A 19,321-nucleotide genomic window follows, 5' to 3' on the forward strand; every position below is an offset into this window, starting at 1 on the left:
AGGGGGAGGCTCCTATTGGTCTATCGGTCGAAGGTGAGTCTCGTTCGTGAGAACTCATCTCGCGGTTGAATTTGGGTTGTCTGGGAGGCTGAGCGCTGAACGGGAACACTGACTGCCCCGTTCGTTTCGAAGCCTGATGGGGGAGTTTCTATCGATCGAATCTGGACACTGGATGCGGAGGTAACGGCGGTTCCATTGCTCCACCGCTTGGAGCGTTGGGGAACCATGCCCGCGTACTGTTCACCCCAGATGAGCCGAGGAACCCAGAACCAGAGAATCAGCATGGCAACGAATGCCGCCGCAAAAAGTAATGTATGCAGAACGAACATGGTCCAACCGGATTCGGCAGAAGGGTGGACCTGGATCAAGGCCTGCAATTCCGGTGCCAATGCAAGGCGCGTAAATGTCGGAGCATTGGTAGCCGGTGCAATCCAGCGGATAGGGGCACTTTGAAGGGAAGCTCCATCCATGGTCCGGAAGGTTGCGTTCCACTGATGATCGTGTCCCATCAATGCAACGCGAGAGCTCTCCGGGAGCAGCCATGTTATCTGTATCTCGTGGCTGACAGCCGACCGGCTTGAGTGCAGCGCGGCCAGCAGTTCACCCGCATCAGCCGCATAGAAAAATCGTCTTGAAAGTTTCTGCATCGCGGCCGTGTCGATCGCTTCACGATCTCCAAAGCCAATGCCGATCACATCGAGATGCGAGGCTTGAACCTGGGCCGCGGCCTGTTGGAGGCCAAGCTCACCGGTCAGCAGTTGAGGATCATCACCGGGCATGACTTCATTTTTTCCGTCCGTCATCACGATGAGGTGGGGCTGCAGACTTTCGGCGGTATGGCCGTCGTGGGCAAGGGAAGAAAGTTCCCGCCGAAGAGATTCCACTCCGGTGAAAATTGCCTGGTAGAGTGCCGTATTATTCTTAGCTGCCGGGCTCGGCATGGCATTTAATTGCGCGAGAGCATCAGCCTTTGTAGTGACATAAACAGCGGACTGAATCGTGGGTACGACGTCGTGGCTCTCAAAGGGGACGATCGCAATCCGGTCCACACCTTCCTGCATGCCATTGATGAAGTCTGCCACGGAGCTCTTGAGTGCTGCATACCTGGAAGCCGCGCCCGGCGATGGCTGATTCATGCTCCCGCTGATATCGAGAACCAGCAATGAGACGTTGCCATGCTGCGTTGCATCAGGTCCGGCTCCAACGCTGGCATAGAAGGGATGAATCTCTCCATCGGCGCTGCTCAGCGTAATCAGATTCGCCAGGTCGTTCGGCGCCGGAAGAACAAAAGGCGCCGGTTTCCCATCGGAACTTACTGGCGTGATTCTTGCAGACATGCACGGCGACTGCGTAACCGGACTGCAGTTCACCAGGGTCGGAGGAGCCGTGAGCTGCAGCATCGCAGGCTTCTGACCCCACGCAGTGGAAGACAGCGCAAGCAGGACAGCGAGACTGAGCTGAGTACGCACTATTCGCCCTGCTTTCTGCTCTCAAAACGAAGAGCGGTTCTGCCAATCATGACGTCGTCACCTGGATGTAGCTCCTGTGACGCAACGACTGTTTTTCCCTTGATGCGCAGCACATATTTTGCAATGCCTTCTGCGCCTGAAGCTTCAGGATGACGGGCGATATAGTAGCGTCCATCTTTCGAAAACAAGACCGCATGTCTTGGCGCAATGCTGCTGTCGGGAATCATGATGTCCGCGCCCTGCTGGAACTTTGTTCCTCCCTGTGTTGTAGCTGCGCTGCCAAGAACGTAACTCTCATCGATCTCCAGGTCCCAGGCGGTCTTGTTGTTCCCGAGCTTGTTTTGGGCGCGCGCGTCTCCGGAGCTGATGAAACGGACAAGTCCGTTGCGGATAAGAATGGGCGCGATACCGGCTCCGAAACCCGTTCCCGCGCCTGCGAAACATAAACCTGCGAGCGACATGCCGGCGGAAACATGAGGAGCAAACAGAACAAAAAACGTGCCGCCGAACAGACCGCCGGCGAGACCGCCAACGTAAGCGTGGACGGAGCGCGCGCGGTTCGTCTTGAACCAGCGCAGACCAATACCAAGGCCAACTACAGAGGTGCACAGAGTCCACACTGCAACGCGATACAGCGAGGGAGAGTTATTCGCAATGCCGAGACGCAGGGCTACGCTGAGGACCGCTGCGATCAAACCCGCGCAGCCACCAAAAAGAACACCCCAGCCAATGGAGATACCGCGTATTTTCCCAAGAAGAATGCGATCGAAATACAGGAAGAGAAAGATTGCTGCACACAGGGCGAAGACAAAGAATGTCGTCGCATCCGCAAGCCAACCGGCTCGGCTGTTTGAGAGCGGGATGCAGATCAGCAGGGTAAGCATCGCAGACACAATGCCTGCCAATGTTCCTGTAAGAGTTGAGAAAAATAACGCTCGGTACATGATCAACTCAACTAAATTAAGGGTCCGCCGGGGGGAGGCGGAGTGGGAAATTCAAGGCAGGCAACTGAGCAATCTTGCTCGTCACAGTACTCAATCACTGATGGTAGGATTAGAGACCGAGTTGCCAGAATGGGTTGCATCTTAACCTGGTAATAAAATGTCCCATCCCCCTGGGCTATGATTCATCACTCTGAAACAAAGGCATCCACGCGTGTACGGATTGCACTGATTGGAGCCGGTGCTTTAGGCTCCGAGTGCTGCAGACAGATCGTCCAGCTCCCGGGAGTGGACGCACTGATCGAATCTATTCTGCTGGTCGATCCTGACATCCTCACGTGGCAGAACATTCCCTTGAGCCGCGTGTATCAGGAGCTTTTTCACCTGGATCCGGAGCAGTGCATCGGCAGGCCAAAAGTGTTGATTCTTCAAAGCTTTGTTAACAGATATGCGCCACTGATTGAAGTCGAAGCCATGGCCGCCCCAGTGGCGGAAGTCGGTTGGCAAGAGTTGCGTGCAAGGCACATTTTGATCACGGCGACTGATAGTGCTCTATCCCGTATGGAAACTGCTTTGGCTGCTACAACACTCCGTATTCCTATGCTCGACGGAGCGGTGCACGCAAATTCTGCCGGTGAAGGCCGGGTCTCATGGTTTACCGGTCAGAACGATCACGCATGTTACTCCTGTGGTATGTCAGATGTTAGCCGTGCTCGATTACTGGCGCAGATGGCTTCACCGTCCAATGGGTGCGAACGTCTTACACCGGCGCTTGCCATGAGCAGCGCTCCTCCTGATACTCCATCGCTTGAGATCACGGCACATCGCATGGCGCAGCTTCTTTGTGAATGGACAGCAAATCGATCAGGATTTTTGACCGGCTCCTTCATCGTCCAGAGCGGTGAACTTGCAAGGATTGCAGCCCCGCGTAGTGTTACTTGTCCCTGGCACGATGTCTCAACGGCGGAACTGATCGAGCTATTTCCGGATAAACCATTCAGGGACCAATTCCCGCGACAGGGAGCGCATCAGGGGGAGCAGTGTTTTGAGCTGCAGTGGCCGATTAGTCTCGTCGCGAGTTGTGAGCATTGCGGAAAAGAATCGCGCAGGCTCCTTCGTCTGGCCCAGCTCCGGACGGCTTCATGCCCTCATTGCGGCGGTCGTGCACTGCAGTCGGATCAGACGGTGTCGGTCATCCGTTTTAGAGATCCGCTTGCAAAACTTACGCCGCGACAGCTTGGATTGCCGGATCTGCATCTAATCCGATTAAGGCCGACCGTCCAGTTTTCCCCCATCACAAACGGACAGAACGAGAAAGAGACGAAACGAGCAACAGCGTCATGAATGCCTTAGAACGATCGACACTTCTGGCAGGGCTGATTGTTTTTACGGCCTCGCTCCAGTTCGGCACAAATCTTCTTGGACCTGGTATTGCATCTCTTGCGGCGATTGTCCTTGGGGCGATATGCACCCTCATCTGGGTGCACTTCGATCTTCCTCACCGCCAGATATGGATTCCACCGGTCTCGCTGGGAGCAGCTTCTCTACTTGCGGTAGGTATTACTGCTCTCGTCAGTCCGATCAGCACGCTCTTCGCTATCGTCCCAATCCTTGTGGCCGGTTCCTCTTTTGCGACACTGGCCTTCCTCACGTGGGATCGGCCGAGATGTGGTCTCTGCAGCCGGCGCCTGCGGACACAATCCGTTGTCTTTCAGTGTCCTCGCTGCAAGCTTGAGGTATGTGAGGAGAGCTGCTGGAGCTTCGATCATCGCCGCTGCCATCTCTGCCTGGAGCAGCGTGTGCCCATCCTTCCGATGCAGGAACGCTGGTGGTCTCGGGTCACCGGACCGCCATCCGAGGTTGGGCGATGCCAGGTCTGCCTCGCCGCAGCGCAGAAAGCAGACCTGCGCTGCTGTCCCAAGTGCCGCCGCCTTCAATGCCAGGACTGCTGGGACTTCCACAATGGCGGTTGCACCCGCTGCGGTGAGGCGCTTCCGGATCTGCCCTCTGCGCTGACGGAATCCATTGCAAAGGTTTACGACAGAAAGGCCTCCTAGATTCATCAAAGTGTCATCAAACGGTATCTCATAGACGAGGAAGTGAAACGAATGCCGAAGTATCAAATCTATTTCGACACTGTCAGTGGAGAGACGAAGTATAACGTCGATATCGATGAAGGCGAGACCTTGAATATGGTCCTGGAAGAGATTCTCTTCGATCTTCGCGAACGCGGCGATGTCCTGAAAGGAGACGGCGAACCAGAGGTGATCTGGAACAGTTCGGTTCTGGATTTTGGCCGTGCTCTTCCGGAACAAGGGGTGCGTCCTAATGACGTCTTGCGCGTCTCCACTGTCGCAACCAATGGCTGACATCTCGCAGACCTCACCCAGGGAAAGAAGGCTTGTCGCCGAGTGGGATCTCCTGCAGAGTCTCGCTCATCTGAATCCTGAACGTATCGGCAACCTCGCAGTAGAGGATGAGGTGTTCTCCTGCACGCTTCACAAGACCCCAGCCCTTCGTCTGGGAACGAAGGAAATTGTTACAAGCCATCGCTTGAAGATTGTGTTTCCGCTCTACTATCCCTCGGTTCCTCTCGAACTTTATCTGAAAGCCCCTGTCGCTCACCCGAACGTCCATCCTCGGACCGGCTTTCTATGTCTTTGGGACAAGCACCAGGTAAGCAACAACGTGGAGCATGCACTTCACAAAACGGTCGCGATGCTTTCGCGTCGCCTGGAAAACTGCAATCCGGTTCACGTGATGCAACCCGATCTTCAGATGCTGTCTGATGCTGATTATCCTGCTCCCGGAGAGCCTCTGCTGGGCATTGCTCATCCGGGAATCGCTGCTTCGGGTCTCATTCCCGATGAGCCTCCTGCTAGAAGGAGGCGGCTCTCATGATTCGCCTCGGTCTTGGAGATGATGCTCCTCTGATCTCCTTCAGCGGTGAGCAGATTCCCGCAAAACGCCACTCTCCCGAATCCATCGCGCGGCTTGGCGCACAGCTTCAATCGATGATGGGCGAACGTTTCCGTGTGCTGGAGTCGGTTGCCATCGGTGGTATGGCTACTCTTTTCCAGGTACAACATACGCTGCATCGCGGTCTGTTCATTGCCAAGGTGCTGCATCTTGAACTCGTGGAAAGAAAAGATGTTCGCGAAAGTTTCCGTCGTGAGGCGATCCACCTCGCTCAACTGGGGAACCATCCCGCGATGATTCCGATCCTCGACTTTCAGGAGAACGATCGCTTTGCATTCTTTCTCACGCCGTTTATCGAAGGTGAAGATCTGGATCACACGCTTGCTCGTTGCGGCTCACTGTCGCGCACTGAAGCCCTGCATATGGCAGCACAGGTCAGCAGCCTGCTTTGCCACGCGGAGTCCCACGGAATCACGCACTGCGACTTAGCTCCAGGTAATCTTCGTCTCGACACCTTTGGGCGCTACCGGGTTCTCGATTTTGGCCTGTCACGCAGCCGGTTCGACACTACTACGGAATATCTGCGGGGGGGCACTCCGGCCTATACCAGCCCGGAGCAAGCGGCAGGCGGACAGCCTGACCACAGAAGCGACCTGTATTCGCTGGCGCTGATTCTCTGTGAGGCGATGAGCGGAAGGCCTCTCATCACGGGCGATTCCTTTGATGAGATCCGTCACAAACACCTGAGTGCACAATGGACTCTTCCCGCTGTAGTCCAGAAAGATCCTCCGATTGCGAAACTCATGGATTGGATGTTGGCTGCAGACCCAGCAGAACGCATGCAAAGCGCGTTCGAGCTTTCCGGCGTGCTCGCAGCTCTCGGTTTCGAGCGTCCGGAATTTCACGGAATGGCGAAGATCGAGACGGAGAATCGAAGGGTCCGGCTCTCCAATTAAGGAACAAAGGCCCAGGCAAGATGGCCCGGGCCTCTGTGTTGTTTGGGGGAGGGCTAGAAAAGAATCTTCAAACCGAATTGCGTATTGAAGGGTTCACCGGCGCCAATACCCGGAGCTCCGTTGTAGTCGCCGATGGTGTCATACAGGCTGAAGCTCCCGCCTACCGTGCTGCTTGGCGGTGCATAGTTGATGCGGTTGAAGAGGTTGAACATCTCCGCGCGGAACTGAATGGTCATCAGCTCCTTGATCTTCGTATTTTTGAAGACGGAGAAATCCACATCGGAATAGCCAGGACCGTAGTAGCCGTTGCGACGCGTGGTCCCAAAGTGACGGGCAGCCGGGTCGGTAAACGCCGCAGGATTCAGCCAGCTCGCTCCCGGTTTTTGCCCTTGGTATCCCGCCTGTGGATTGCCGATCTGGACAGCGCGGTCGTTGCCCTCATTGGTTTCGCTGATATCGCCAGAAGCATGGACCGTAAACGGCTGGCCACCGTGGAAGCTGAGCAGGGAGTTCAACTGCCATCCATGCGTCAACTCTTTCGGGCCCCACGCCACTCCCGGAACTTCATAGCTCATCAGAGCGGTGAAGGTATTGCGCGTGTCAAAGTCGCTATTGCCGTAGTCGCCTTTGAAGTTGAAGTTATCCTGCGGCAGGCTTCCTCGATACGCAGTCACTTCATCCAGGTTATGGCTCCAGGTGTAGGCAGCTTGTGTCATCAGTCCATGCCAGTGCATGACACGTAGCTGCGCCTGCAGCGAGTTGTAGTTCGAGGTGCCGATGCTCTCGATCTGGTTGATGTTGCCGTACTGAGCATAGGTGTCGTGGTATGGGAGGAGCGTGGCACCGGCGGTAACATTGAGCTGATTCAGATCAAGCAGGCTGAGCAGCCGGCGTCCTTCGCTGCCCACATAGCCAAGTTGCGCGATCATGTTCGATCCGATCGTGTGTTCAAGATTCAGGCTGTAGTTCTGGTTGTAGGGCGTGCGGAAATTGCGATCGACAGAGAAGACCCCACACGGAGTGGCTTCCTTGCAGGGGTAGCCGATTGTTGAAGGAAAGATCGCCTGGCCGCCCACAATCGTGGTCTTACCGGCACTGATGGTGTAGACAGGGTTGGGGCCAGCTGGATTGCCTTCCACACCGTTCGGCGCCTGGTTGCCGGGACGGTTGTCAAGGAACGGATTCAGGTTTGGCGTATCGAAGTAGAAGCCATAGCCGGCACGGATCACTGTTTTGTCGTCCAGGCCATACGTGATACCCAGACGTGGGCTGAAGTTCTTGTAGTACTGCTGATAGAGAGAACTGATCTGGTTGCCCTGGAAGGCGATGCCCTGGAGCGCGGTCAACTCCGGACGGAAGACAGAAAGATCTTTGTTGCCGTTATGCAGCGGGCCAACGTAGTCGTAGCGCACACCATAGTTGAAGCTCAGCTTTCTTGTAAGCTGCCATGAATCTCCCGCGTTCAGCTCCCAGGTGTTGACGAAAACCTGACGCTCCGGATCTCCAATGGCAATCGTGGCTGCCGATGTATAGCCGGCGAGGAAGTCTGCCAGCGCGCCGGCAAGTCCGGATCCACCGACACGCGTGCCATCAAAGGTGAACGATCCGACGGAGTGCCGCTTGTAGAACTCATCGAGCTGAGCCTGCCGGAACTCGCCACCCAGACGAATCTGATGTTTACCCTTGACCCAGCTCAATTGGTCGGTCAGGTGCCCGGTGATGTCGTTACGGCCCTCAGGTGGTGTCATGCCAACCGGGTCGAAACCAGTGATAGTGATATTTGGAGCGTTACCGAAAGGCGCTCCGGTCATGAAGCCCAGGGACTGGACGTTGAAGTTGGTATTCGCGTCATTGAAGACCTGGTTGAAATAGTTCACACCTACCAGCAACTGGTTCGAGATGGAAGGTGAGAGCATGCGGTTATAGACGACCGCGACGTTCTGCACATGGATTGGCGCCACTTCGAAGTAGTCGTAGATCTGCGATCCGACTGGCGCCACCTGGTTGCCCTGACCGACGAACCAGTGGGCGCTCAGGCTGTCTTTGTCGGTGATGTGATAGTCCACCTTACCAAGCCCGTTATAGCTGTAGCCAAATTCGGGAACGTTCGAATGGAAGTTATTGACATTGCCGACCGTATCGGCGGATAGATTGCCGCCAGCCCAAAGCGTATTCAATACCTTCTGCATCGTGCCATTCACGGGGATATTCTTTGCGGCCAGAATGGCCTTTGCCTGGTTCTGCCAGCCGATGGATGGTTCGGTGGCACTGCCGGACTCGCCAATCACAAAGCGCTGCTTCTCAAAAGTCAAAAACCCAAAGAGCTTGTCCTTCAGGATTGGTGCGCCGACTGAGAAGCCCCAGTTGTAGTTGCGCACCTTCTGCTTCGTATCGCTGAACGGGCTTTTGGCTCCGAAGAGTTCATTGCGGTCAAAGTAGTAGGCAGAACCGTGCAGATGATTGGTGCCCGACTTGAGAGTCAGATTGATGGTTCCACCTGGGTTACGTCCGCCCTCAGGGCCAGATTGCGTCTGGGCCGAGAACTGTTCAACAGCATCGATAGGTAGAACAATGCCGGCGATGCCGGAGACACCGCCCTGGTTGACGGCAGGTACGTTATGCCAGAGATCGTTGTTATCCACGCCATCAATCTGCCAGTTCATCTGATTGGCGCGAGTTCCGTTGAGAGAACCGTATCCGCCGCCTGTATATCCGGCAAAGCCGGGTGTGAGCTGGATCATCTGGGTGAAGTCACGACCATTCAGCGGCATATCGGCCACTGCTTGAGATTCGAGAACGATGTTCTGTGTCACGGTGGTTGTATCGAGCGTGATGTCTGAGGCCTGTACCTCAACCGTTTGTGTTGCTGCCGCGCTTAGCTTGATGGATGGAAGCGTATAGATCACACCGGCGGAGACGGGGATCTTATCGACCTTAACCGTGCTGAATCCTGAATCGGTGACCGTCAGTGTGTAAGCGCCCAGTGGCAGATCATTGAACAGGAAGCTGCCGGCACTTGAGGTCACCGAGGCATACGTACTCTTTGTTGCTTCATTGGTGAGAGAGACTGTTGCTCCAGAGACGGTGGCTCCCGTCGCGTCAGTGACATCTCCATTGATGCCACCACGAAATGTCTGTGCTGAAAGTGGAGAAGAAAGTACACATACCGCTGTAAGTACTAAAAGGAAAATTGCTTTTTGAAAACGAATACACGACTGCCAGAACGTCATGAACCTTACCTCCATGCGTGATACAGCTATAGGTCGGCGTGCCGGCGTAATGCGGCCGCAACCTTGCCTACTTTTCAGTTACGAGTACGAAAAGACTTGCGAACTACTGCTTCAACTAAGTGACAAGGACCGCAAAGGGCCTGGCAGAAGAGAAGGGGAAACGACTGTAGGGAACAGCGGGGAGCTCCAGCTTCTTGCGCCGGAGTCGTCTTTTGAAGAGATATTCACCTATTGCAAGCATTCCTGCAATAAAAAATATTGAATCAATCAACGGGATCTTTTCTATCAGAAGGCGGAATAGCTATGGCCGATACCATGCGGCAGTGCGCAGAATCGTCTTAGCCAGCCGACAATTTCACTGAGCCCAAGTTCCTTTGTGTCTCTTCTGCTGACGGTATGTAGAGGCTTGGTGTAACGCCAGTTTGGTGTGTTGTACCAAGTTGGATTTCGCTCTCTGGCAGCCCGTCTTCGTATCGCTGAAGCCCTTGAGGGGATCGCTCTCTGGTACCAGCAGCACAAACGAGACATGGACATGCAGGCGGATATGTTGAGTCAAATCGCAGCCTACGAAAATCGCCTCTAATGTCTCGTTCCGTACATACTCGGGGTGTCGATATGTCTTTGTACGGTAGTCGACGGTGCAGGGGGAAAGCGATTTATCGCTCGCCCATCGATGCCGTAAATGCATTATGCTTTGAGTCAAGACGGAAGTAGGCCGCTTCTGGTGACGTTCGCTCCCGCGGTCCGCCGTTCCCCCTGAATCGTTGCACGCCTTGTTTTTATTACTGCCTGTATTGCTTTAACTTCTCCGTGTTTTCTTGCGGATCTCCCGAGGTTGCGATGCAGTCTACACATAACGATTTTCTGGTCCTGTCGATCGGCGACGATGCCGCCCTTCTCCACAACAGGGCAGACATCCTGATGCGTGCCGGTTATAACGTGCTTTCGTTGCCCAGCTCCGTTTGGTTGGACGAAGCCCTATATCCCGGGTATGGAACCGTGATTCTCTGCCATACGGTGCCGACTGCCCGGCAGATTTTGATGGGCAGCGCTCTGGCAAGGGCCGGTGTGCCGATTGTGTGCATGACTGACAAATTAAGCACAACTGCGCTTGGAGCTATGTACTCGGAAGACTTCACAAGCCTGTTTAACTTCCTGGAACAGGCAGCAGCCCACTACGAGACAAAAACATTGCGTAGCGCTGCCGCGTAATCAGAGCTGCCGCATGAATTTTCGATCGGCCATCCCTGTGATTTCAGGGACGAGGGAAGTCCTGCGCCTTCCACGAATCCAACGCTGTCTCGGATAGACTGCGTATGTGATCCCTCGTTCCTCCGATCCAGAGCCCGAGATCAGCGTCGTCATGACGACGTGCAGCCGTGCGCACCTTCTGCCAGGTGTTCTGGATGCACTCCTCGGGCAATCGCTTCTCGCGAATGTTTCGGTCGAGATGGTGATCGTCGACGACCAATCAACGGACAATACGCCTGAGGTGCTGGCGCGCTATCAGGCGGAAGCAGCGATTCCTGTCCGCATACTGCAGGGCGCCAAACAGGGGGTTGCTGCTGCCCGGAATCTGGCCGTACAACACGCGCGTGGCCGTTGGCTGGCGAGCTTTGACGATGATGAGATCGCTCCTCCGCACTGGCTGCAGACCCTCTATGGTGTCGCCCAGCAGAATCATGCCGTCTGCGTGGGAGGGGCGACCGCGCTCTCACTCCCCGAAGGACGGTCTTTTAGTGAGGTAGGCCCGCGAGCCCGCCGGCTGCTCGGCGAGATTCTGTTCTCGGAAGAGCGGAGTATGCAGTTTCACGAGCTTCCCTCGACCAACAATGTGCTCATCCGGCGCGATGTCTTCGAATCCCTGGGTGGATTCGACCTGAACTTCACCGAAGGTGGAGAAGATACGGATCTTTTCCAGCGGATGCACCGGGCAGGCCATCGCATGTGGCTCGCTCCCGAGGCGAAGGTGTTGCACCTGATTCCGCCCCGCAGACTGGATCCGCATGTCTTGAGCCAGTCGGCCATGCGCACCGGAGCGATCGAAGCGCGGCTGGCCGGAGCAAGAAACAGTCTCCCCAGCCTTCTGTATAACCTGACCGGACGTTTGGTACTCGCAGTGGCGCGGGATCTTCCGCAGCTGGCGGCAGGGCGTCTCTCACGACAACCGGCAAAGGTGCTGGATGCTCAGCTGAGTCTGGCGGTCACTGCCGGTCTATACCGGGGCTTGTCTGCAGCGCGAGGTGGCTCGTCACAGTTCCTCAGTCGGATGGATTTCCGTAGCCGTCATGGGGAACGGCCCGATACACCACCGCGGCAATAGTTTTATCTTCCGTCGAGGCGCAGGATGCCGCGTGTCGTGACACGGTCGGCTCCCCCGGAGAGCCACGGTGCGGCCCCAGATGCATTGAGAACCTGCGATCGGTAGAACGCGAGTACTGTAGCATCGCTCTCAATGCGCGCATCGCCCCAATCTGCCCACTGTGGATAGATACGCCAGTCCCAGTCGATGTAGCAGAAAGCCTTGATGCCTTTTGTCCCGCGGAGCAGGCCGAAGTAGGGTGCGAACCACTGATCGATGGCGGCATGTGGATCATGTACGGAGGCGCCTCGTAGCGTTGATTCCGCAATCATGACGGGGAAGCGGCGGCTGTCTGCCTCGGCAAGAAATTCGCGCGTTGCCGCAGACGAGAGAGTTGGAGGAGAGAAGAGGTTCACCCCCCACCAGTCGACATATGCATCGCCGGGATAGAACTGCTGCCAGCGCGCGGCGGCGAATCCTGCCGGAGCGCCTGCTCGCTGCTGATCGAGTTCGGCATCCGGGGACCAGTCCCAAACCACCGCTGCCTCCTGCGGCAGGCAACGATGGATAGCGTCTGCGATACGCCGAAAGGCTGCAACGTAACTCGGCGCGGCGTATCCGTTCCACGGTCCGTTGAACTCGTATCCGGGACGGACGAAGACAGGACGGGCAAGAGTCTGCAGTCCGGAACAGATCTGTTCCAGCGCGGCATCGTCCTTACCCGCTGCGGTCGCGGCCTCGTAGTGGTGTGTCCCACCACCTTCATTAAGCGAGATACCGATCTGAGGAATCAGATAATCCTGTGCTGTGCCAAGGTCCGCTCGAAGGCGCTCAAAGAACTTCGGCAAGTCGTCATGCAGGTCGACATAACGCATCATCAGCATCGGCCGGGCCGGCGCTACCGCCTTGGAATAGGCATCGAAGCTCTGCCGGTCGCTTTGGCCTGCTCCATGCAGGACTGTGTCGCGTGGCTCCAGCCTTCTGCCGTAAAAAGCACGTTTGACCGGGGGAGCCTTCGCCCATGCCTGTAATGGTGTGGCAGCGCTTGCGGCGTTTGCCGTAATGCTCTCATCCACGGCTCGCCGTTGCCAGCGATGCCATGCCCATATGCCCGCCAGAATCAGGCAAAGCAGCAGCATGATGCGTGCGGCGAGCTTCATGACGCCGTCTGCCCAGCCTGGTGCGAGCTCTCGAGAGACTTCTTCCATAGGTGGTGTAATACCTGTCCAGGCAGCAGCCAGATGCCGGCCAAAAATGCGAGTTCCAGCCAGCCCGGACGACTCGCCATGACCAGTCGGCCTATCTGCTGGAGCGCTCCCTTATCCTGGCTGCGCTTTGCCTTAAGTGCAACTTTGGTGCTCAGGAACGAGGCGAAGGCGCGGTCGCCAATCCATCGGCGGTATTGCTGCGCCCACTCCAGAGAGTCTTTCCAATTAGTGCGTCTCGATCGGGAGATGCTGTCGACCACGATGTTGTAAACCACCAGCGGTTCCCACGCGAATTTAACGCGGGCGCCGGCAAGATGCCATGCCTCCAGCAGCCATGCCCAGTCCTCATGGTCGGCATGCGTGGTGAAGGGAACTTTCTTGAGCAGGCTGCGGTGCAGCAGCAGTGACTGCAACGGAAGAACACCGGGGCGCTGGGTTAAGGATGGCCGTAACAGGATGTAGTCAGCCACATCCTCCGATGGACCAATGGGCCGTTCAGGATGGATGTTGTCTTTGCCTTGGGCACGATAGATCGCGCGGCAGGAGATCATCGTCTGGGGTGAGTTGCGATCAGCCAGGGCAAGCTGTTTCTCAATCTTTCCCGGAAGAATCAGGTCATCATCGTCCAGGAAGGTAAGCCACTCGCCGCAGCTTAGAGCTACGCCTTCATTTCTCGCAGCGGCCGGACCGCGGTTTGTGGGGAGCTCCGCGTAGTGAACGCGTGGATCGATGCCCTCGACAGCCGCCCGCGCTGCGGGATCGGGCCCATCGGAGACGATCACGATCTCAATGTGGTCGTAGGTTTGCGCCAGAGCGCTCTCGACCGCTTTTCGCATATCATCGGGTCGTTTGTACGTAGGGATGATGATGCTTACAAGCCCCGGCTCGCACTGACCAAAATCGCTGCGCACCGTCGTATCAACCATGACTGCTCTCCATCGCTGTCTGCGCTTCAGCCCGCAGGTTCGGCGATAACTTCTCCAGTAACGCCGGTGTGACACCGCCCAGAAGCTGGTCGGGTTCAAGCCATGTATCCTGCTCGGCCTCAGAACCTTCAGCGAAGCACATCTTCACGATGCAGGCATACGCTAGCGTCGTTGGCAGATAGGGATCGATCGGTACGGACTCGGCGAGACCCTCCAAAGCAAGCCATGTGAGCATTGCGGCCATCAACAGATCGGTCGCCTGGCGACTGCGCCGATAACGCTTCCACGCCAGAACAAGGGCTCCCCAGAGGACGCCCGCATATAGTAGCGCTCCAACAAATCCGAGGGACAAGGTCTGGTCCAGATAGTTCTCGTGGGCATGGGGCACTGTCCACCCCTGATGTCCCGAGATCAGGCTTACGCGGCTTGGCGACCAGAACCCGGCATATCCAAAGCCTTGCAGCGGACGTGTCTTCACATAGTCGGAGAGCTCTGCCCAGAGCGGCGCACGATTGGAGAGATTCGACGTGTTCTGGGTATCGGTGCGGCCCATCATGAAAGCGGACTGCGCCGCTCCTAGTCCCTTTTGCCCCACAACGTAGACCATGACTGGAAGCACAACCGCCAGGCACGCCACAGCCAGCATAGCGCGTGCAGATGCGCTGAGAATCTTCCGTGCCAGACGGAACATCATGATGCCCGCCATCATCAGGCAGATGATCGTGCTGACACGCGAACGGGTGAGATAGAGCAGGATAAACGCGGCGAACAGGGCTGGAGCCAGAAACTTACGCCATGTGGGCCTGCGATCGAAGAGCGTAAGCCCAGAGAAGATACAGACCACAAGACTCATGGCCTGATAGTTTGCTTCGGCGACGCCCTGGAAACGGTAGTCGGCATTGCGCGGATCGAAGATATGCTGCATCACCACATCGCCATACAAGGCAAGAACAGCTACCGTTCCCGTGACAAAGAAGGCGAGGACAGAAATCTCAACAAGAGAGAAGCGTCGAGCAAAAGTGTAGATAGCAAGAATATTGATGAGGAAGACGACCAGCCGCTTGAGCGTAAGGGAGGGATCGTCACTCCAGACAACACTCATCACTGCCCAGATAACATACGCTGCGGCGAAGTATCGCAGATGGCCTGAGAAGCGTCCACGACGGGGAAGTTCCCGCAGAAGGAGGAGGCAGAAGAACGCGATGACAGGCATCGCCAACTGGCGGCTGGCGCTGCCCTGGAAGGCTGCCGATTCCGCTGCTGCCGACTCCGCGGTTGCCCCATGGACAATGAAGGGCAACACATAAGGAACGGAGTACCAGTAGCAGATAGCAAGCGCGATGCCGCAGACGATCTTCACAAGCATCAACCGTTTGGTGATGTGCGACAGCTCAAGGCGGACTCGCGCCAGCCGGTAGGGTGTGAAGGTCGTGGGACGGGCGGTGCTCACGCATCACCCCGCGCAGGAAGCAGAGAAGAGTTCAGCTTCTTCCCGCCTGTCTCCAAAGCGAAATCGATAAGAGCGGGCGACTCCCAGGGGACATCCATCCAGGCATCCCTGACCCATGAGCTTGCTGCATCGCGCCGTAACTCCTGTGGGAAAAGTGCGATGAATGGATTGTTCGTGGCTGCGGGTCGATCCTCGACCTGTTTCCCCAGAACCTCGCGCACATAGGCGGCCACCAGGTCTTTCCCTTTGCCGAACGAGAGATGACTCACTTGCGTCGGACGGGTATTCATCTCGATCAACAACGGGTTCCGTGTACCTGGTTCGCAGATGAAATCGAAGCCGCAGAATCCGTTGATCCCAAGATGCGCGACGATGCGCGCCATGGCGTGGCGAAGCCTGGCGTCATCCAGAACGCGAAGCACACTGGATGGTCCGCGGCTCTCCGTGGTTTGCACCACCTCAAACTCAACGCTTGCGAGCAGCCGGCCCTGATGCGCCATCGCCATGCTGGTGGCCTCTCGGCCGGCGATCCACTGCTGTGCGCTGACTGCCGACTTCAGGCGCCGTGTCCAGGCGCGAAGATGCATCCACTCCCCGTCCATCAGGCCACGCTTCAGCACACGGGGAAGACTTGGGGTGCGATGCAACTTGTCCCAAAGCTGCTCCGCTTCCTCCATGGACCGAGCGACGCGCACTCCCTGACCACCTGCACTTCCATCAGACTTCAACACTAACGGGAGCCCCAGATGCGCAGCCGCGCGCGGCAGGTCATCCGGTGTTGGTATGGGTTCTGTTGCCGGAACAGGCACCTGGAGTTGGCGCGCTTGATGCAGCAAGTCGAATCGCGTCCGTGCCAGCCTCAGCGCTGCCGATCCCGCGGTGGTTGACTCAATCAGATGCCGCAGGCGCAAGCCATACTCGTTGTTTTTTCCGGCCAGCAGCAATCCGTAATGGAGTACGACTTCGTCGGCCAGAATCAGGCTGTCCGGTTGTGTAGCATCCAGGGCACGCTCGAAGCTGCGGAAGGGGCGCATCTGCCAGAAGTGTGTCCACTGTGAGATAACCCCGGTCAGCCGCGCGGGATGATCTGCCGGCGAGAGCAGGCTTACGTCGCAGCCGAAGCTGTGTAAGGCAAGGGCAAGACGCGCGCCGGAGAGCCACTCACGAGCTGTAGCGATCAGCACACGAGGAGCCCTCGTGCCGTTGCCAAACTCATTTGTTCCCGGTGCTGTCACAATCTGCGTGCCCCCATCATATGAATTTCGACCAAAGGACGTCGTCCCTTACGGGCTCGTGATTTCACGCCTGTAAAAGATCTGCCTGATGATCACAACCACAATGCTGCCGGGCAACATCGCCAGGGCCACCCCGGCAACATTCAATTTGCCTACCAGGGCAATCGCGAGGAGCACCTGCACCACGAATCCAGCGAGGTTGGCATAGAAGACCAGGCCCGCCCTATCCAAAGCAGTCAGACCATAGCTCTGAGCCAATGTTGCGGCGACTGCAATGAAGTTGAGCGCAAGAAAGAGCAGAATCAGACGACCGTTGTCGGGAAAGGCTTTAAAGATCAGTCGGGCGACCCATGGTCCCAGAGCAAGCACTCCGGTGGCGCATACAGCCGAGCCCAGCAGCAGGGCACGATCGTAGCGGGCGATCACCTGCCGCAGGCCCGTTTTTCCATCCTTCGCCAGAGAGCGTGCCACCACCGGGGCCATTGCATTCTGCAGGCTGTTTAACGCTACTCGTGGAATGTTGACGACGCTCTCGCAGATGGCATAAGCGCCCACGCTGGCCGGCCCCAGAACGGCCCCCAGCAGCCACGGGTTGCACTGGGCGCTGGCCATCGAGATCATGTTGCCGCCCAGCAGCCATCCGCCGAGACGAAGGTCCCGCCGAAAGTCTTCATACACGTCGCGCAAACGGATATTGAAGGTCTTCCATTCCGTCAAAATCCAGTACAGAGAAACCACCCCGGCCCCAAACGAAAGCACTTGCAATGTCTCGGGTACGTGCAGCCGGCCGACGCGGTACAGAAACTCCACGCCTGCGATCTGCAGGCCAACGGTCGCTACCTCAGTCCAGAAAGCGGCTTTGAAGCGGAGCTCCGCAAAGTACATGCGCCGGGTGAACTCACGGAACAGAATAGCCATGGAAGTGACAGCCAGCGGAACCATGACATTCGCATAGAGATCATAGTGGTGGCCCGCCGTCCACCAGCCGGCCATCCATAAAAGCAATGCGAACACAAGGCAGGCGCATACCTGTTGCCCGACGATGCTTCCCAGAAAGATATGCTGCCGTTCCCTTGGCGTTGAGGGCAGCCGGAACATAAAGGGCGCCCAGGAGAAGACACTGCAGATCTGGATAAAGATATCCATGGCCCGCTGGGTAAGGATGTAGGTCCCAAACTCTGAGCGGCCGGCATGCCGGCTAAGAATGGCAGCGACCACCATGTTGCCGAAGCTGTAAGTTACCTGGTCGGCCAGGGCATACGTCAGGCGGCCGCTGGCAGCCGAGAGTCCGCGGCTCCACATTGCACCCAACTTTCCCGGTGGCGGCAACGGCTCCTCGGGCCCAATGCTCGATGCTGGAAGGCTCATGCGTACGCGCTCTGATTGAGCTTCAACCTTTTCTCCATGTTGGTTCGGCCAAGTTCCAGATACGCCTCGTTCACCACGTCTCCGTTACGCGACCACAGGAACTCACGTGCACGCACGGGGGCAGCCCAACTCATCGCAAGTAGCTTTTCGGCATTCTCAGCCAATTCAATCAGTGCCCGGCGCCAGTCTTCAATCGCCCGTTTGGGGGAGATGACTGGCAGCCTGACTCCGCAGGTCGCGTCCACCATATCTTCGGCGCCCTGATGGCCAAAGCATAAGACCGGTGCACCTGCGGCCATCGCCTCAAGCACCACGTTGCCGCTGGTGTCCCGCAGACTCGTAAAGCAGAAGAGATCGGCATGGTGCATCGCTGCAACGGCTTCAGGGAAGGGAAGACGCCCGGCAAACCTGACGATATCCCGCAGGCCGAGTCTTTCTGCCTCGGCGGTCCACAACTCCCGCATAGGCCCATCGCCAAGCACGGTCAGCCGGAACTCAGCCTGCTTACGCGCCTTACTGAGGGCACGCAGAAGAATCGGGAGAGCCTTGCGTGTCTGCAATTCGCCACTCCACAGCAGCTCCAGCGGGCCCGTTTGTTCCCCACGCCGTTTTTCGTCCAGGCGGCGCTCAAAGCGGGAATGATCCGGCTCCGGCACCTCTCTCAGCCCCGTCTCCAGCAGCAGGTCGACCTTTCGGCCCCAGGCACGCTCGTAATCACGCTGGTTAGTGGAGTTAGAGGCATAGATCTTCGCCGCATGGCGCGCCGCTCGCCTGACCCGCGAATCACGATAGAGCGTGTACTTGTTCGCGATTGCCCTTGCAGCCTCTTTGGCGGCTTCCTTAGGAGGTAGCAGCGATAGAAAGCTCATCGGATAATTCTGCGATCCCCCTACCGGCCCCCAGAGAAACGGAATACCGAGCTCGTATCCATAACCGGGTTCTCGAAACGTATTCACGGTCGCCTGGTGTACCAGGTCGAAGTGTTCCTGCGCGTGCAGGCTCCTTGCCAGCTCGATCGCCAGTTTGTGCCAGTGATGATACGCACTGTAGTTATACGCAAAGGCTCCATGAGCAGGAGATTCGGCGCGGAGCCTGGCATCCGGCTCCGGGGTATAAAACCGCACTTCCGGAGGGAGTAGACCTTCCTCCTGTGCCCGCTTGAGTGCGCCGAAGTTTTCTTCGCTAGTAAGGACGTGCATCTGGGCTACGCGTGAACCCTCAAGCAGCCTGCCCCAGCCGACAGCCCACTCCGAGCCGCGGTATGGGCTGCACTCATAGGCGATGAGTAGGACTTTCAGCACGCGCGGTAGTCTCCCG

General features: G+C 57.2%; 16 protein-coding genes. 7 read left to right on the top strand and 9 right to left on the bottom strand.

Annotated elements, in window-relative coordinates:
- Positions 1-20 precede the first annotated feature (20 nt).
- Both FTW19_RS10345 and FTW19_RS10350 read right to left on the bottom strand, forming a co-directional pair.
- Positions 21-1,469: a vWA domain-containing protein gene (locus FTW19_RS10345; RefSeq protein WP_147647553.1), complete on the bottom strand. Its 1,449-nt coding sequence runs from the start codon at positions 1,467-1,469 to the stop codon at positions 21-23.
- Positions 1,469-2,353 carry an FHA domain-containing protein gene (locus FTW19_RS10350; RefSeq protein ID WP_348641856.1) on the bottom strand — a complete coding sequence of 295 codons (885 nt, stop codon included), beginning with the start codon at positions 2,351-2,353 and terminating at the stop codon, positions 1,469-1,471. The genes FTW19_RS10345 and FTW19_RS10350 overlap by 1 nt, the downstream gene beginning before the upstream one ends.
- Before the next feature lie 237 nt (positions 2,354-2,590).
- On the opposite strand from FTW19_RS10350, the gene FTW19_RS10355 reads away from it, so the two are divergent.
- The 5 genes from FTW19_RS10355 to FTW19_RS10375 are packed head-to-tail and all read left to right on the top strand — an operon-like array spanning position 2,591 to position 6,285.
- Complete coding sequence (locus FTW19_RS10355; RefSeq protein ID WP_147647555.1) at positions 2,591-3,754, top strand: ThiF family adenylyltransferase; 1,164 nt, start codon at positions 2,591-2,593, stop codon at positions 3,752-3,754.
- Positions 3,751-4,467, top strand: a complete 717-nt coding sequence (locus FTW19_RS10360; RefSeq protein WP_147647556.1) for a hypothetical protein — start codon at positions 3,751-3,753, stop codon at positions 4,465-4,467. The genes FTW19_RS10355 and FTW19_RS10360 overlap by 4 nt, the downstream gene beginning before the upstream one ends.
- A 51-nt stretch (positions 4,468-4,518) precedes the next feature.
- Positions 4,519-4,779, top strand: a complete 261-nt coding sequence (locus FTW19_RS10365) for a hypothetical protein (protein WP_147647557.1) — start codon at positions 4,519-4,521, stop codon at positions 4,777-4,779.
- Positions 4,739-5,311, top strand: a complete 573-nt coding sequence (locus FTW19_RS10370; RefSeq protein ID WP_147647558.1) for a ubiquitin-conjugating enzyme E2 — start codon at positions 4,739-4,741, stop codon at positions 5,309-5,311. The genes FTW19_RS10365 and FTW19_RS10370 overlap by 41 nt, the downstream gene beginning before the upstream one ends.
- Positions 5,308-6,285: a serine/threonine-protein kinase gene (locus FTW19_RS10375; RefSeq protein ID WP_147647559.1), complete on the top strand. Its 978-nt coding sequence runs from the start codon at positions 5,308-5,310 to the stop codon at positions 6,283-6,285. Before FTW19_RS10370 ends, FTW19_RS10375 begins: the two co-directional genes overlap by 4 nt.
- Positions 6,286-6,338: 53 nt before the next feature.
- On the opposite strand, the gene FTW19_RS10380 is transcribed toward FTW19_RS10375, so the two are convergent.
- Positions 6,339-9,515, bottom strand: a complete 3,177-nt coding sequence (locus FTW19_RS10380; RefSeq protein ID WP_187143407.1) for a TonB-dependent receptor — start codon at positions 9,513-9,515, stop codon at positions 6,339-6,341.
- Positions 9,516-10,355: 840 nt separating this feature from the next.
- Here FTW19_RS10380 and FTW19_RS10385 point away from each other — a divergent pair.
- Together FTW19_RS10385 and FTW19_RS10390 are read left to right on the top strand one after the other, a co-directional pair.
- Positions 10,356-10,727 carry a hypothetical protein gene (locus FTW19_RS10385; protein WP_147647561.1) on the top strand — a complete coding sequence of 124 codons (372 nt, stop codon included), beginning with the start codon at positions 10,356-10,358 and terminating at the stop codon, positions 10,725-10,727.
- A gap of 106 nt (positions 10,728-10,833) precedes the next feature.
- A complete protein-coding gene (locus tag FTW19_RS10390) occupies positions 10,834-11,838 on the top strand; it encodes a glycosyltransferase family 2 protein (protein WP_147647562.1) in 1,005 nt (334 codons plus the stop codon).
- Positions 11,839-11,840: 2 nt separating this feature from the next.
- On the opposite strand, the gene FTW19_RS10395 is transcribed toward FTW19_RS10390, so the two are convergent.
- From FTW19_RS10395 to FTW19_RS10420, 6 genes are read right to left on the bottom strand one after another with little or no spacing between them, the layout of a single operon-like run.
- The gene (locus FTW19_RS10395; protein WP_187143408.1) at positions 11,841-13,025 is read right to left on the bottom strand and encodes a hypothetical protein; all 1,185 of its coding nucleotides are present in this window, start codon (positions 13,023-13,025) and stop codon (positions 11,841-11,843) included.
- Positions 12,974-13,951 carry a glycosyltransferase family 2 protein gene (locus FTW19_RS10400; RefSeq protein WP_147647564.1) on the bottom strand — a complete coding sequence of 326 codons (978 nt, stop codon included), beginning with the start codon at positions 13,949-13,951 and terminating at the stop codon, positions 12,974-12,976. Before FTW19_RS10400 ends, FTW19_RS10395 begins: the two co-directional genes overlap by 52 nt.
- Positions 13,944-15,401 (bottom strand): O-antigen ligase family protein, encoded by a 1,458-nt coding sequence (locus FTW19_RS10405; RefSeq protein ID WP_147647565.1) that lies wholly within the window; start codon positions 15,399-15,401, stop codon positions 13,944-13,946. Before FTW19_RS10405 ends, FTW19_RS10400 begins: the two co-directional genes overlap by 8 nt.
- The gene (locus FTW19_RS10410; RefSeq protein ID WP_147647566.1) at positions 15,398-16,636 is read right to left on the bottom strand and encodes an ATP-grasp domain-containing protein; all 1,239 of its coding nucleotides are present in this window, start codon (positions 16,634-16,636) and stop codon (positions 15,398-15,400) included. The genes FTW19_RS10405 and FTW19_RS10410 overlap by 4 nt, the downstream gene beginning before the upstream one ends.
- Positions 16,637-16,684: 48 nt before the next feature.
- Entirely contained in the window at positions 16,685-18,004 is a 1,320-nt protein-coding gene (locus FTW19_RS10415) for a lipopolysaccharide biosynthesis protein (protein WP_147647567.1), read from the bottom strand.
- On the bottom strand, positions 18,001-19,305 hold the full coding sequence (locus tag FTW19_RS10420) for a glycosyltransferase family 4 protein (RefSeq protein ID WP_147647568.1): 1,305 nt from the start codon (positions 19,303-19,305) through the stop codon (positions 18,001-18,003). Before FTW19_RS10420 ends, FTW19_RS10415 begins: the two co-directional genes overlap by 4 nt.
- Positions 19,306-19,321: the final 16 nt, after the last annotated feature.

Origin of the sequence: Terriglobus albidus, assembly GCF_008000815.1 — a bacterium.
In the GTDB taxonomy this organism is placed as follows: Bacteria; Acidobacteriota; Terriglobia; order Terriglobales; family Acidobacteriaceae; genus Terriglobus; species Terriglobus albidus_A.